At 45.2% G+C, this 15,279-nt stretch carries 14 protein-coding genes; 1 reads left to right on the forward strand and 13 read right to left on the reverse strand.

Translation table 11 applies throughout. The features are described from left to right. Positions 1-98 precede the first annotated feature (98 nt). The 12 genes from trpS to pilM all read right to left on the reverse strand — a co-directional run bounded on the left by trpS (position 99) and on the right by pilM (position 11,447). Positions 99-1,115, reverse strand: coding sequence for a tryptophan--tRNA ligase (gene trpS / locus L2W36_RS18405; protein ID WP_006074824.1), 1,017 nt, complete (start codon positions 1,113-1,115; stop codon positions 99-101). 150 nt (positions 1,116-1,265) lie between these two features. Then, positions 1,266-1,946, reverse strand: coding sequence for a phosphoglycolate phosphatase (locus L2W36_RS18410; protein ID WP_236110964.1), 681 nt, complete (start codon positions 1,944-1,946; stop codon positions 1,266-1,268). A 17-nt stretch (positions 1,947-1,963) separates the two neighbouring features. Beyond that, positions 1,964-2,641: a ribulose-phosphate 3-epimerase gene (rpe, locus tag L2W36_RS18415; RefSeq protein WP_006074826.1), complete on the reverse strand. Its 678-nt coding sequence runs from the start codon at positions 2,639-2,641 to the stop codon at positions 1,964-1,966. A 94-nt stretch (positions 2,642-2,735) separates the two neighbouring features. After that, the gene (locus L2W36_RS18420) at positions 2,736-3,560 is read right to left on the reverse strand and encodes a Dam family site-specific DNA-(adenine-N6)-methyltransferase (protein ID WP_006074827.1); all 825 of its coding nucleotides are present in this window, start codon (positions 3,558-3,560) and stop codon (positions 2,736-2,738) included. 123 nt (positions 3,561-3,683) lie between these two features. Then, positions 3,684-5,135 carry an SPOR domain-containing protein gene (locus tag L2W36_RS18425; protein WP_236110966.1) on the reverse strand — a complete coding sequence of 484 codons (1,452 nt, stop codon included), beginning with the start codon at positions 5,133-5,135 and terminating at the stop codon, positions 3,684-3,686. Positions 5,136-5,228: 93 nt separating this feature from the next. Beyond that, on the reverse strand, positions 5,229-6,314 hold the full coding sequence (gene aroB, locus L2W36_RS18430; protein WP_236110968.1) for a 3-dehydroquinate synthase: 1,086 nt from the start codon (positions 6,312-6,314) through the stop codon (positions 5,229-5,231). A gap of 28 nt (positions 6,315-6,342) precedes the next feature. Next, on the reverse strand, positions 6,343-6,867 hold the full coding sequence (gene aroK / locus L2W36_RS18435) for a shikimate kinase AroK (RefSeq protein ID WP_038231065.1): 525 nt from the start codon (positions 6,865-6,867) through the stop codon (positions 6,343-6,345). Between the two features lie 194 nt (positions 6,868-7,061). Further along, a complete protein-coding gene (locus L2W36_RS18440; RefSeq protein WP_443088403.1) occupies positions 7,062-8,744 on the reverse strand; it encodes a type IV pilus secretin PilQ in 1,683 nt (560 codons plus the stop codon). 26 nt (positions 8,745-8,770) lie between these two features. Next, the gene (locus L2W36_RS18445; RefSeq protein ID WP_236110972.1) at positions 8,771-9,283 is read right to left on the reverse strand and encodes a pilus assembly protein PilP; all 513 of its coding nucleotides are present in this window, start codon (positions 9,281-9,283) and stop codon (positions 8,771-8,773) included. Next, positions 9,267-9,863: a type 4a pilus biogenesis protein PilO gene (locus tag L2W36_RS18450; RefSeq protein ID WP_236110975.1), complete on the reverse strand. Its 597-nt coding sequence runs from the start codon at positions 9,861-9,863 to the stop codon at positions 9,267-9,269. The genes L2W36_RS18445 and L2W36_RS18450 overlap by 17 nt, the downstream gene beginning before the upstream one ends. A gap of 6 nt (positions 9,864-9,869) precedes the next feature. Beyond that, positions 9,870-10,463: a PilN domain-containing protein gene (locus L2W36_RS18455; RefSeq protein WP_236110978.1), complete on the reverse strand. Its 594-nt coding sequence runs from the start codon at positions 10,461-10,463 to the stop codon at positions 9,870-9,872. Then, positions 10,464-11,447 carry a pilus assembly protein PilM gene (gene pilM / locus L2W36_RS18460; protein WP_236110990.1) on the reverse strand — a complete coding sequence of 328 codons (984 nt, stop codon included), beginning with the start codon at positions 11,445-11,447 and terminating at the stop codon, positions 10,464-10,466. It lies immediately after the preceding gene. Positions 11,448-11,593: 146 nt separating this feature from the next. Here pilM and L2W36_RS18465 point away from each other — a divergent pair, with 146 nt between their 5' ends. Further along, positions 11,594-14,245: a penicillin-binding protein 1A gene (locus L2W36_RS18465; protein WP_236110991.1), complete on the forward strand. Its 2,652-nt coding sequence runs from the start codon at positions 11,594-11,596 to the stop codon at positions 14,243-14,245. 93 nt (positions 14,246-14,338) lie between these two features. Here the strand turns inward: L2W36_RS18465 and oxyR are convergent, their stop codons facing one another. After that, on the reverse strand, positions 14,339-15,223 hold the full coding sequence (gene oxyR / locus L2W36_RS18470) for a DNA-binding transcriptional regulator OxyR (RefSeq protein ID WP_006071140.1): 885 nt from the start codon (positions 15,221-15,223) through the stop codon (positions 14,339-14,341). Positions 15,224-15,279: the final 56 nt, after the last annotated feature.

Raw genomic sequence — 15,279 nt, forward strand, 5'->3', positions numbered from 1 at the left:
TCAACAGGAAACGTTAGTAAGAGAATGCAGTGCGATAACACAAAAAAAAGCCCTTTGGCGAACCAAAGGGCTTTTCAATATCTGGAGTATAACTTGTGCTATGGGCGAGTCACAAAACCTACCGCTTTGTAGGCTTCAGCCAGTGTCACTGCTGCACGAGCAGAGGCCTTTTCAGCGCCTTGGCGCATGACTTCATCCATATAAGTACGGTCGGCACGAATACGGTGGTATTCCGCTTGAATTGGCTCAAGCATAGCAACCAGCGCTTCACCGACATCTTTCTTAAACGGACCGTACATCTCCACACCAGCATATTGCGCTTCAATTTCTTCAAACGTTTTGCCCGTTGCTGCAGAGTAAAGGCCCATTAGGTTAGAGATGCCCGCTTTGTTTTCCCAATCGTTGGCAATGCGTGGCGGTGTCTCTGCATCGGTTTGCGCTTTATTGATCTTCTTGATGATCGACTTAGGCTCCTCGAGCAGAGTAATCACGTTCTTACGGTTATCATCCGACTTAGACATCTTCTTAGTCGCATCTTGTAAGCTCATAACACGAGCGTTCACCGTTGGAATATAAGGCTCAGGAATAGTGAAAATCGGCGCTTCAGGGCTGTAGATATTGTTGAAACGAGTCGCGATATCACGCGCTAACTCTAAGTGCTGCTTCTGGTCACTACCCACTGGTACTTGGTGTGCACCGTAAAGCAGAATATCTGCAGCCATTAGCACTGGATAATCATAAAGACCAACGTTAACGTCATTAGCGTAACGCTGTGATTTGTCTTTAAACTGAGTCATACGATTCAGTTCGCCCATTTGGGTATAACAGTTAAGAAGCCAACCAAGTTGAGCATGCTCAGGTACGTGTGACTGTACAAATAACGTGCTCTTCTTCGGATCAACACCAACTGCAAGGCAGATTGCGAGTGCGTCTAATGTCGCTTCATGCAGTGCTTTTGGATCTTGACGAACCGTAATCGCATGAAGGTCAACAACGCAGTACTGGCAATCGTAATCATCTTGCATCTGTTGCCATTGACGTAGAGCACCCAAGTAGTTTCCGATACTTAGTTCACCTGACGGCTGAACACCACTCAATACGATGGGTTTGCTCATGATAATGATTCCTTCGACTTCTTAACGAGATAATTAGGATAATGAAAAACCGCGTAATTCCTTACGCGGTTCTAGCAGTGTACTCATTGGCGAGTATATTTCTAGTACTTTACTTGGCTTTTCACTCAGCAATGCACTTTTTGTCGCGATTTAGCCGTCAATTCCTACGGCTTCAAGCACGTTCGACACGATATCAGCAACAAAGTCAGGGTTCGCATTGGCAATAGGTTCACCGTGGTTGTAACCATAAGTGAGTCCGAACACTTGGCAACCTGCGTTACGCGCCGCCAAGATATCGTTTTTAGAATCCCCGACCATCAACACTTGTTCGGCAGATAACTGCTCTTGCTCCATCAACCAATGTAATGCAATTGGATCCGGTTTGCGTTTCGGGAACGCATCGCCGCCCAGTACATGCTTAAAGTACTTATCGAGCTTATGTTGCTCTAGCAATTCTGGAACAAACTTCGATGGTTTGTTGGTGAGCAGAGCTAAAGTAAAGCCATTCGCCACCAAGGTATCCAAGGTTTGATGTACAGCTGGATATAAGTGACTTAGCTTATGCCCACTGGCTTTATAAAAGTCATCAAACAAAGTACGAGCCTTCGCGAGCAACTCCGGCGACAGCTCAGGGTCAACAGTGATGCTTTGGCTTAATGAGCGACCAATTAAAATATCGGCACCGTTACCTACATAGTCACGAACTTGCGCTTCGGTGACACTCGGATAACCTAACTCTTGAACCGCCTGATCAGCCGCTAATGCCAAATCTGGTACGCTATCGAGTAACGTCCCATCTAAATCAAAAACAACGAGTTTAATTACGCTCATGTCTACTAATTCCAAATCTATTTGCTGTTTACTTTTGCCAGTTCAGCACGCATCTCGTCGATAACTTCTTTGTAATCTGGACGATTAAAGATAGCGCTACCGGCAACAAACATGTCTGCGCCCGCTTCGGCAATTTCTCGAATATTATCGACTTTCACGCCACCATCAATTTCTAAGCGAATGTTACGACCAGAAGCATCAATGCGTTTACGAACTTCACGTAACTTGTCTAACGTCGACGGAATGAAAGATTGACCACCAAAGCCTGGGTTCACTGACATCAGTAGAATCAAGTCCACTTTGTCCATGATGTAATCAAGGCAAGAAAGAGGCGTTGCTGGATTGAGTACTACACCAGCCTGACAACCGTGTTCTTTAATAAGCTGCAGTGTACGATCTACGTGCTCAGACGCTTCAACGTGGAAAGTAATCATACTCGCACCAGCTTTAGCAAAGTCAGGAACAATGCTATCGACAGGTTTAACCATTAGGTGAACATCGATTGGAGCGGTAATGCCGTAGTCGCGTAGTGCTTTACAGATTGGCGCACCAAACGTCAGGTTAGGAACATAGTGATTGTCCATCACATCAAAGTGAACCACGTCAGCACCCGCAGCGAGTACTTTTTCAACGTCCTCACCTAGGCGAGCAAAATCTGCAGAGAGAATGGATGGAGCAATTAAAAAGTCTTTCATACCTAACCTCAGTTGAATTCAAAGCAAGCGAGTATCGCCAAGTTCGCGCAATTCTACCGAAGCGGTTGATTAAATCCTAGCCCTTACCAAGCAGTTATTGATCTTGCGGCTCAAATAACGCCAATAATTCGTCAACCTTATTACGACCTGCGCCATTACGGCTGATGGTTCGCTTAACCTTGACCACATTCAGTTGCGCACCGTGATATAGACGGCGTGTCAAAGTAGTGTCGTGGTTAGAAATCAGCACCGGAATACCACGATCAAACGCAGCATGCTCAGCAACGTCAGCAAGTGCAGCTTGGTCATCAAGACTAAAACCATTACCCGCATAAGAGGTAAAGTTGGCCGTGTTCGATAGTGGTGCGTATGGCGGGTCGCAATATATAACGCTGCCTTTGCGCGCTCGTTTAAAAGTGTCGTGATATCCCTCGCAAACAAACGTGGCTTTCTTCGCTTTCTCAGCAAAGAAAATCAGCTCATTTTCTGGGAAATACGGTTTTTTATAAGAGCCGAAGGGCACGTTAAAGCCACCTTTTTTGTTGTAACGGCACAAGCCGTTAAAACCAAAACGGTTCATATAAAGAAAGGCGACGGAGCGAAACAAGACGTCGTCAGTCTGATTAAACTGGGCGCGAATATCCAAATACACTTCTTTGCGATTGTGTTCAGCAGTGAATAGGCGCTTTGCTTCAGCGACGTAGGTCTCGGGATCTGTTTTTAACAGATTATAGAGGTTAATTAAATCGGGATTGATATCGGCAAGTAAATACTGATCGTAGTCCGTATTTAGGAAGATAGACCCTGCACCAACGAAAGGCTCTACCAGCTTTCTTGCGTCTGGCAAATGCTTTTGAATGTCTTCAACCAAGCCATATTTTCCACCAGCCCACTTAAGAAAGGCGCGTTGCTTTTTCATTACTTGCTCTATCTACTGCCACCCCAAAAATTAAGGCTGGGGAATATATCATAATTCAATTTGTTATGTTGACCTTTCTAGCAGAAAGGTCAGCGAAAATCACCCACAGTGTTCACTGGAAGGTTACTCTTTCCAACGAGTAATTTCTCGCTGTACTTGGCTAAGAGATTTTGGCCAAGGTCCAAGAGACTGGATTTCTTCCGGTAACGCCTCCGCTGCATCACGTGCCGTTTGAATACTTGGATACACATCGTAAGTCACGATGTACCACTTCTCATCTCCACGCAACGTTGGATAAACACGGACTGGTTTGTCAAACGAGTGTTGGTTCAAAAACAACTGAACGTCTTTTAGCTCAGTCATCGCGGCGATTTGTAACGTGTAGTTGTTTGCAGGTAGGGCATTGAGTTCTTCACGAGCGAAGGAAAACGTAATTGGAGTCTGCAGTTTCTGCGCACTATCCACATCAACTACTTCCACTTTTGGTGTGACCACATTTTGAACCTCAGCCGCTTTTGCCACTGCGACAGCAGTATTGTCATCTAATAAGGCATCTACAACGTCCGAGGTAATTACTACGCGCTCACCAGATTCTGCTACACCGACACTCGCGGTTTCTGATGTTACCGAAGGTGGTAGCGAAGCGGTATCATCCGTGGGCTCTAACTGGGACGGCATTTCTTTGTTAGCCCCTTCCGCTTGTTCTTCAGTAGCGGCATCGACGGGCCCATCTAAGGTAGGAATCACCGTTTGCTCAATCGGTACTTCGCTAGGCTCTGTGCTCTGCGGCGTTGGCGATTTTAATAGCCAGCTGTAACCTAAAAATAGCAGCAAAACGATAACTGCCACAGTTGCTGCAATCTTAGCAGGTGAACCAACCAATGAACGAATAATCACCTTCTTTTCCATTTTTTGCTCTCCTAACGCCAAAATTTCACCCGGAAGCGGTTTAATGCTAGTAAACGCGCTTTTGACTCTTTTTTCAACGCTTTCATCAATATAGCGCAGCACAAGAGTATCAAAAAAACGCTCAGCCTCCGCGTCGGTCAGTTCATCAACATCCAACTCTACCGGTTTACTATCAAGGCCATGACTCAATCGCGCTAGTCGAGAACTGAGCGAATCGCTAGCACTGAATAATACGATACTGATGTTCTGTTTAGTGACATGCAAAGAGGCGGTATACAACAGCCATAGCTCGGCGAGTAAGGCTTGTGAGATGTACTGAGCATCATCGACAACAATCACAATATTGCTCGCCTCACCCTCCAGAATACGCTCAACACTGTCATGCAGTGAGTCGGTAGCGCTGTACATTGAATGAGGAAAGAGTTGACGAAGAATATTACTGCGGTTCACTTCATCATCTTGATTCGCGAAACAGGTAATCAGTGATTGGTTTTTGCCATGTGCCCAGGCTTCGAGATAGCGGTGTGCAAGCCAAGTTTTTCCGGCGCCAGACTCACCTTTGATAACGACAAAACTCGACGCAAATTGAGTCAGTAGCTGCACACGCTCTAGTAGTTGGGTCTGCGAATCTAATTCCAATACTCGCAGCTCATACGACAAACTCATTCTGATCCTATCTACCTAGTCATTAAACCTAAAAAAGGCCCCATTACGGAGCCTCACATCTAACTTACCTTCAATAGCATCGACAATATCGAACTACTGTCGGCACAAGTCGATAGCTTGTTTGATGATGTCACTCGGAACGTCAGAAACCACCTGAGCAATACCAACAGACGTTGGTAGCACAAGGCGTAACTTACCCGATAAGACTTTTTTATCACGCATCATATGCTTGATAAAGTCTTCAAAACTCATTGATTCTGGAGTGTGTACAGGCAATTTAGCGCGCTCTAGCAAAGTGATAATACGGGTCACTTGCTCTGCGGTTATATCACCAAGCAAATGCGCGGTATGGGCGGCCATAGCTGTACCGGAAGAGACTGCCTCTCCATGTAACCATTTACCATACCCTAGTTCTGCTTCAATCGCATGACCAAATGTATGACCTAGATTCAATAACGCGCGAATACCCGACTCTTTCTCATCTTGAGCCACAACCTCAGCTTTAATCTGACAGCAGCGAGCAATAGCATAAGTCAGGGCTTGTTGATCCAATGCATAAAGCTTATCGAGGTTTTGCTCTAGCCATTCAAAGAAGGCTTCATCATAGATGATGCCATACTTGATCACCTCAGCAACACCCGCGGCGAATTCACGCGCTGGTAAGGTCTTAAGACAGTTGGTATCAATGATGACAGATTGAGGCTGATAGAAAGCACCAATCATGTTTTTGCCAAGCTCGTGGTTAACGGCGGTTTTGCCGCCCACAGATGAGTCGACTTGGGATAATAGCGTGGTTGGGATTTGAACAAAATCCACGCCACGTTGATAGCAAGCGGCAGAAAAACCGACAAGATCGCCAATCACACCACCACCAAGGGCAACAACTACTACATCACGACCATAGTTACCTGACAGTAAATGTGTCATAACCGTATTGAAGGTGTCTAGTGTCTTGTATTGCTCACCATCAGGCAGTTCGAGTAATGAGGTTTTGCAACCTTTGTTATCAAGCTGCTTCAGAATAGCATCAGCGTAGAGGGGGGAAACGGTGGTGTTAGTGATAACAACCACTGATTTTCCATCTGGAATTTGGGCAAATTGAGCCGAGTCATTAAATAACCCGGCACCAATTGAAATTGGGTAGCTACGCTCACCAAGTTCGACCGTAATCCGTTCCATGGTTTGCTCTCCTATTGAAGAAAGAAAGTTAGACTTGACCTTCTTCTAGCATTTTTACGATCTGGTTGGCTACCACTTTTGCACTTTGATCATCAGTACGAACCACATAGTCCGCCACATCTTTGTAAAGATCATTGCGCTCGTCCGCTAAAGACTCAAGTACTTCGCGCGGGTTGTCCGTTTGAAGCAGCGGGCGTTTTTTGTCGCGATTTGTGCGAGCAAGCTGTTTTTCGATGGTTGTTTCCAGATAGACAACAATACCACGCGCAGAAAGGCGATTACGGTTGTCTTTACTTTTAACTGAACCACCACCTGTAGCAAGTACAATACCTTGCTGTTCGGTTAGATCGTTAATAACGGTTTCTTCGCGTTTGCGGAAACCTTCTTCACCTTCAACGTCAAACACCCATGCGATGTCTGCGCCTGTACGCTCTTCAATTACTGTATCAGAGTCAACAAACTCCATGTGTAGTTGTTGAGCTAGGTGTCTACCGATTGTACTTTTGCCGGCACCCATAGGGCCAACAAGAAAAATATTACGTTTCTCAGCCATGTTTAGCATTAATTTACAACGTTAATTCAATGACATCGCCACAAGAAAAGACCGAAAAGGAGCCTCGGAAAAAGGGCTTGTGGCACCAATTCCTCACAGATAAGTCGTGATAAGACCCGAAATTATCAAGGTAAGGTGCCTTGAATGCAACTTTATTTTTAGTCCTTTTGAATTATTTGATACTTTACAGATAGTTACTGAGTAATAATCTTAGGAGTTACGAAGATCAGTAACTCATTCTTACCGATGTTTTCATAGGTTCGTCTAAATAATGCCCCTAACCCCGGAATATCACCAAGAACTGGCACTTTATCTACCTTGCTGGTCATGGCATGTTGAAAAATACCGCCTAGCACCACAGTTTCGCCATCGTTAACCAGAACTTGAGTCCCTATCCTTTGAGTATCAATCGCCACAGTTTCACCCTCTAGGGTTTTCAGCACTTCACCAACCCTGTCTTGAGTCACATCTAAGTCGAGAATAAGTCGATTGTCGGGCGTGATCTGCGGAGTCACCGTCAAGGAAAGCACCGCTTTTTTGAACTCAACTGCTGTCGCTCCACTCGATGTCGATTTCAAATAAGGAATTTCTGTTCCCTGCTCTATATAAGCAGACTTCTTATTGGTAGTGATAAGACGTGGACTGGATATGATTTCGGCTTTCGATTCACTTTGTAATGCGGACAACTCTAGATCAAGTAACGTATTTGAGCCGAGGCTTGCTACTTGAAATGCGATACTGGCGGCATTGTCAGACAGCGCCCCCAAGTTAACATTAAGGAAGTCATCAATGTCCACTTCTCCCCCACCGATGCCAGACGAAGCAAGGTTGCCTTCTATCGTACTGCCGATCGTGGTGTCACCATTTATCGATGTATAACCCCACCGTATCCCCAACTCTTCAATATTACCCTCTTTGATAGTGACCACTCGCGCTTCAATTTGTACCTGTTTCACGGGTATATCGAGTGAGGCAATAATCTCTTTAATCACGCGAAGATTTTCAGGCAGTTCTCGCACCAATAAGGCGTTGGTGCGCTCATCGATAGCAACTGAACCTCGTTCAGATAACATACTGACATCACTATCTCCACCAATCATGGCCGCTACATCCGCCGCTTTAGCATAGTTAATATTAATGATTTCCGATTTTAGTTGACCGATTTGCTCGGCCAAGCGACTCTTTTCTAACGCCTGCTTCTCTTGTAAATCTAACTCTGTTTTAGGGGCCACCATGATGATGTTGCCCTTGACCCGTTTATCTAACCCTTTTACTCGCAGGATAATGTCGAGGACTTCCGTCCATGGCACGCCATCTAAACGCAAGGTTAAGTTGCCTTGGACACTATCGGATGCCACTAAATTGAAGTGGTTATAGTCAGCCAGAAGCTGTAATACACTGCGCACAGGAATGTCTTGGAAATTGATTGAAGTGAGCTTGCCACTATGACTACCAAACAATTTTTGTTCATCACTTTGTTGCTGAGACAGAGGTAAAATTGTCACTTTCAGTTGTTTACCATGCATCGTATATTGATATTGAACTGCCATAGCGGTCTCGACAAAGATCCGAACATCGGGACTATCATCAAATAGTTCTATCTGATTCACTGCGGTAGAAAAATCCGTGACATCCAAAATCGCCAGCTTGTCTGACGCTATTTGGGTTTGCTTTACCACAATCTTTATTCCTTGCGACTCTGCGCTAATATCTACGACACTGCCAACATGAGAAAGCTCAACAACGACTACTGCGCGCTTCTGTTTATCCAGTTCAAATGAGACATCAACAAGTTGATTAGTTTGGGGCGTGGCGATCAAATCAGTACTGATGATTAACGCCCACAAATAGACAGTCCCCCTCCAAGTGGACAACATTTTTCTCGCCACTGTTTGTATCTCCATTACTTCAGTGCCAATGTAATTTGCCTTTGACGCCAACACCCTAATCCATCGGGAAGCGTCTCATGAATAATTAGCTTATCTGCTGTTATCTGTTTAATTAGGCCGCTGTTTTCACCTATGTATTGTCCCGCGCTAACTGTCACTATTCGATTTATAGGTAAAGCCACTAGTCCTCTGCGCTGCTCCCCTTTCCCCATCACTCCTTTCAATTGCATGTCATTAAGCGAGTAACGCTCTAAAGGCACTTTGCTACGGATCTTAGGCTGCCAGCAAGATAAGTTGGCCACAGATTGAGAGTGATTCTGAATCATTGCAGGCAAGTCAAAAGGCGAGCTCCGATTTATGGGCGTAAACTTAATAACCTCGATAGTAGGGAAAAAAGGCGTATCGGCTTGTGTTGTTTTCGCTTCTCGCAACACCTGAGTAACGAACTCATTCAATGGGTCCTGTTTTGCTCGACAACCCATTAACACTGAGGTGCTGATAAGCATTAAACTAATTCTTACCAGCATCGCCTTTCTCCCCAAAATCCTCATGCAATTGATAGGTTGCAGCTTGAACTCGGAAATGTAATACACTGCTTTCCTGACTCACTCGCTGCCACTCAGCATCTTCGATAAGCACCATTCGAGATAACTGTGCAATGGCCTGACTAAAGTGACCAATGTCGTTGTAATTTCCAGTGAGTTCTATATTTATTGGCAGCTTATAGAGAAAGTGCTCCGAAGCGCGCTTGCCCCAGTCAATTCGAGTGAAAGTGAGTTGGTTGTGCAGCCCTTCTTGGTTGACACCGGCAAGTAGTGTCGCGAGTTCTTGTTGAACTGGTAGTAAATGAAGTAACCGTTGATAGCGACTTCTCACCAGCTCAAGTTGCTGCTTTTTATTAGGCAGGTTCGCCGTTTGCGCAACTACTGTTTTTAGCTCTAGTTTTAACCGTTGTTCCAACTGCACAGCTCGTTCTAACTCATCAGAATTAGACTTTGTTGAAAACCAAAACCATGCATAAGTCGATGACATAAAAACCAATAGGCCGATAACAAGCTGGTAGTTAAATGGCCAATCTTTTATGTCATCCAGTTCAAAGTCCAACACTTGTCGTTACCCCACTTCTTTCGACTGAAATATCTTTAGTGCTGGCGGCAACAAAGTACTCAGAGATACTTGAAATGAGAGTTCAAATGCTTGGTAGCTTTTATCAAACCGCTGACGACCATGAACAATAGAGTGAATTTCGACATAACTAACGGTGGGTTCCTGTTCAAATCGTTCCAACATTTCGGCCAGCAGCGCTGTATTTTCACTGATACCAAACAATTTAAAGCGCTGTCCTCGCATACGAATCTTATCGATGTACACACCTTGAGGAATCAGGGCTGGAATCAGATTCATTACTGCTGTTGTTTTTCCCCGCTCCGCTTGCAGTGTTTGCACCAACTCTAGACGCTGCAGAAGATTTTCGTATTGAGTGGTTACATCCGATAGCTGATTCATCCGCAGCCTTTGCTCAGTGATAGCCTTTTGAAGATAGACAACACGCTGATTCTGAATCGCCACCTCCGACTCGAAATGGTGCAGCGCCAATGCAGAAATAAAGTAGCCACCTAATACAGCAGTGATGATCAATATTACAAAGCGCTGTCGGTGATGACGACGCTGTTGCTCACGCCAAGGCAGTAAATTAATCACTGACATTTAGTGCTCCTGAGTCCAGTGAATCGCGTTAAGCGCGATGCCCAACGCAGTAGCATAAGTACTGCCTAATTTATATTGGTTATCACTCAGCGAGGTGAGATAGTCACTGATGCACTCAACGCTCATATTGGTGCGGGTGGTAATCAAGTCCACCACATCGCTGTCTTGAACATGACCACCGGTAAGGAACAGCCCTCCAACTTGATGTCCTTCAAGCATGGAACGAAATAATTGTAATTGCGCACTCACTTTATGCAGCACGGTCCCAAACTGCGTTGAAATAGCGGAGTTATAAGGCGCTTGAATAGCGAGATGAGCGTCTTGATCGCACGCTATGCTCCAAGCTTTGTGTAGCTCTAAAGGCAGTTGAAGCGGCGGCAGTAATGACACATTTTTCTGTCCTACATCTAGTAACACCCAATTACTGAACTGTGGGTAGGTCGTCAACACTAACTTCTGAACACTGCGCAACGCATGAATATTAGTGCTAATCAGTTGTGGTTTAAAACCAAGTGCTTTCACTACTTGAATCCGATTATCAATGATATTGTGACGCGCTACATGAACTTGATAGGCTGCTGTCTCTTGATTGGGATTTGGCTCGTTTTGGGGTGGCACAGCGACATAGTCAATCGCTAAAGCCTCTGAATCATACGGCGTTTGATAGCTCATTGCTTGATGAACGGCGTACTCAAGTTCATCATTAACAAGTCTAGCGTCCAGGTTAATCACTTTGCTCACCACGGTACTTTCTGGAATCGCTATGGCTGCCTGTTTACGAAAAATGGGCACGATCTTTCGGAGAATTTTAAGTTTCTTAACAGTTTCTTGATGTTTGAGCGTATAGGGATCAGCGAAAATGGCGGCGCAACCATTAAGCTCTAGTTGGTTTACAATTTTGATGTCAGAACCTTCATACGCCAGCACGACTGCTTTCGTACTGTGATGACCGATATCGATACCTGTAATCCATTTTCTTGCCATTTAAATAACCTCAACGAATGCATTAACAACGTGAAAAGGTTGAGATCGACGCTCAAATAAGCGTTAATTAACCCTAATAGGTAAATTTTTGGTCTAGAGTACAAGTAATTGCCTACCCATAACCTTAATTAATCAGGGAATCTCCGGTGAAGTTCATAAAGAGACTGTTGGTTTTTGCATTGATTTGCATGCTGCTTGGAGTCGGTACCATCTTCGGGTTTTACTACTACGTAAAACCTGAGTTACCCGACGTTGCAACGTTAAAAGATGTACAGCTACAAACTCCAATGCAGGTGTTTAGCCAAGATGGGAAGTTGATCGCACAGTTTGGCGAAAAGCGTCGTATTCCAATATCTTACGATGAGATCCCTCAAGAGCTTATCGATGCGCTGATTGCGACGGAAGACAGTCGCTACTACGACCACTATGGTTTTGACCCAATTGGTATTACACGTGCTGCAGTAGCCGTCATTGCTTCTGGTAGCGCGTCTCAAGGTGCGAGTACCATTACCCAACAGTTAGCTCGTAACTTCTTCTTATCTAACGAGAAGAAGGTCATGCGTAAAATTAAAGAGATCTTTATTGCGGTACACATTGAGCAATTGCTAAGCAAGCAAGAGATCATGGAGTTGTACGTCAATAAAATCTTCCTAGGTTATCGCTCATACGGCTTTGGTGCAGCAGCACAAGCTTATTTTGGACGCGACCTTAAAGATCTAACGCTAAGTGAAATTGCTGTGCTGGCTGGTTTGCCTAAAGCGCCATCAACAATGAACCCGATCTATTCGGTCGAACGTGCAACGCAGCGCCGCAACGTGGTGCTGTCTCGTATGTTGTCAGAGAAGTACATCACTCAAGCGCAATTTGATGAAGCTCGTGCCGAACCTATTATTTCTCAATATCATGGTGCAGAGATCGAACTCAGCGCACCTTATGTAGCAGAAATTGCTCGAGCTTGGATGGTAAATCGCTATGGTGAAGCAGCATATGAATCTGGTATGCGCATCACCACAACAATTGACTCTAAGCTGCAAAAAGCGGCTCATATTGCAGCCATCAAAAACTTGCTTAGCTACGATGAACGTCACGGTTATCGTGGTGCTGAAAAAGTACTTTGGAAACCAGACCAAACAGCAATGAGTCAAGAAGAGATCGCCAAACATCTTCGCAGCCAACCAACGTATGGCGAGCTACGCCCAGCCGTTGTTGAGAAGGTCGAAGGTAAAACAGCTACGGTATACGTTAAGAGCTACGGCGAGCAGACCATTGATTGGGACAACATGAAATGGGCACGTAAGTTTAGAACCGATGACCGTCAGGGCGATGCACCAAAAACAGCGTCAGATATCGTAGCGGTTGGTCAGCAAATTTGGGTACGCACTGCCGATTTAGACGGTACGCCAGATGTGGCCCCTGAGGATAAAGAAGTACAAGCCGAAGAAGGCGAGACACCAGAACCTGTAGCGATTACATGGCGCTTAAGCCAAGTTCCGAATGCAAATACCGCTTTCGTCGCTATCAACCCTGAAAATGGTGCTGTGCTTTCTTTAGTTGGTGGCTTTAACTTTGTTCACAGCAAGTTTAACCGTGCTACTCAGTCGGTGAGGCAAGTAGGTTCTAGTATCAAACCATTTATCTATGCCGCTGCATTGGATAAAGGGATGACACTGGCAAGCCTAGTCAATGATGCCCCAATCAACAAATGGGACAAGAGTGCAGGTACCGCATGGCGCCCGAAAAACTCACCACCGACCTATACTGGCCCTACTCGTCTAAGAATTGGTCTAGCACAATCTAAAAACGTCATGGCTGTACGCGTACTACGTGAAGTTGGTTTAGATGAAACTCGTGATTACCTGACTCGTTTTGGCTTTGATAAATCGAAGCTACCACGTTCAGAAACGATTGCTTTAGGTGCAGGTAGTTTGACACCTATCCAGATGGCACAAGGTTTCTCAGTGTTTGCCAATGGTGGCTACTATGTAGAGCCTTATTACATCAGTAAGGTTGAAGACCCATTTGGTAAGGTCGAGTTCGAAGCGAATCCAAAAGTAGTGTGTCACCAAGACTGTCCAGAAATGCAAGCACCAGAAATGAACAGTGCAAGCAATGATGACAACAGTGCAGCACCAAGCATTGAAGAAGCGACAAATGCGACAGAGCTAACACCAGTCGACATCGCTCAGTTCAATGAGGAGGACATGAACTCGGACGAACCACGCTATGCGCCAAAAGTTCTGTCGGAACAAACTGCGTTCTTAACTCGAGAAATGCTCTACAGTAACGTCTGGGGTGGTGGTAACTGGAGAGAAGGTACTGGCTGGAACGGTACTGGTTGGCGAGCTCAGAAGCTCAAGCGTCGTGATATCGGCGGTAAAACCGGTACGACTAATGACTCGAAAGATGCATGGTACAACGGTTATGGTCCAGGTATTGTTGCCACTGCGTGGGTTGGCTTTGATGACCACCAGCGCAAGCTAGGTCGTACCACAGCAAACCCGAACCTAGGTAAAGACCAAATTACTGGCGCAGAAGCTGGTGCTAAGACTGCGCAACCAGCTTGGGTTGACTTTATGCATGTTGCTTTAGAAGGTCACCCTCAACAAGCGAAGCAAATCCCGAATGACATTACTCGTGTTCGTATTGATCGTGATTCAGGAATGCTAACCAATAAGACCGATGGTTCTACCATGTTTGAATACTTCAAAATTGGTACCGAACCAAAAGAGTATGTCCAAGACAGCCTTACTGACACCTTATATTCAAGCGATGAATCGGGTGGCGATAGTCTGTTCTAAGTTTGAACGATAAATAAGAAAAAAGGGGCGTTTACGCCCCTTTATGATATCTGAGAGTTGCCATTTAGAGCAGTCTCAAAGCTAGCCTGATCGTTAGCTTAAATACTCGGTAATCGCCTTAGCCAACTTTTCAAACCTTGCGCGAAGCGGCGAGCCTGGTCGATAAGCAAGGACAATACTTCGAGAAGGCGTTGGATTAATAGCAGTCACATAACAAACACCATCTTTCACTTTTTCTGTCGGTAAGGAGAGCTCCGGCAATAAAGTAATACCTGCACCAGCTGCCACCATATTTCGTAGAGTCTCAAGGCTCGTCGCTTTAAAACGCTCATCATCCCGAGCGCCAGCAGCAAAACAGAAACCTAACGCTTGGTCGCGTAAACAGTGTCCATCGCCTAATGAGAGTACGGTCTGGCCATTCAACTCTGCCATTTCGATCTGGTCCTTGTTAGCCCATTCATGATCACAAGGTACAGCCACACTCATTGGCTCGTTATATACTTCAATTTCTTTAAAAGGTGCCGTTTCGGGTACCGAAGCCAGAACTAAACAATCCAATTTACCTTCTTCCAACTGTCTTACTAGCTGATGAGTTTGCGCTTCATGCAAATAAAGCTCTAGCTCCGGAAACGCATCTTTCAGTTTAGGGATGATTTTAGGAAGTAAATAAGGTCCAACGGTGGGAATGAAACCAATGTGCATAGGTCCAGTCATTTCACCACTCTGCCCTGCCGCCATCTCACGAAAGGTTTTTACTTCTTTTAACACACGCTTAGCCTGCTCCACCAACTGCAAACCCGCATCGGTGAATAACACTCTTCGACTGCTGCGTTCGAGCAGTGAAGTGCCAATTTCATCTTCGAGTTTACGAATTTGACCACTTAAGGTCGGTTGACTGACAAAACATGCCTCAGCAGCCTTACGAAAATGCTTATGTTCCGCTAGAGCGACGAGGTACTCAAAATCGCGAATGTTCATTGCTGACTCCGATAGAATATAGCTATCGATACCATAACAATAAACGATTAGAACTA

Origin of the sequence: Vibrio sp. McD22-P3 (assembly GCF_021568915.1) — a bacterium.
GTDB lineage: Bacteria > Pseudomonadota > Gammaproteobacteria > Enterobacterales > Vibrionaceae > Vibrio > Vibrio mediterranei.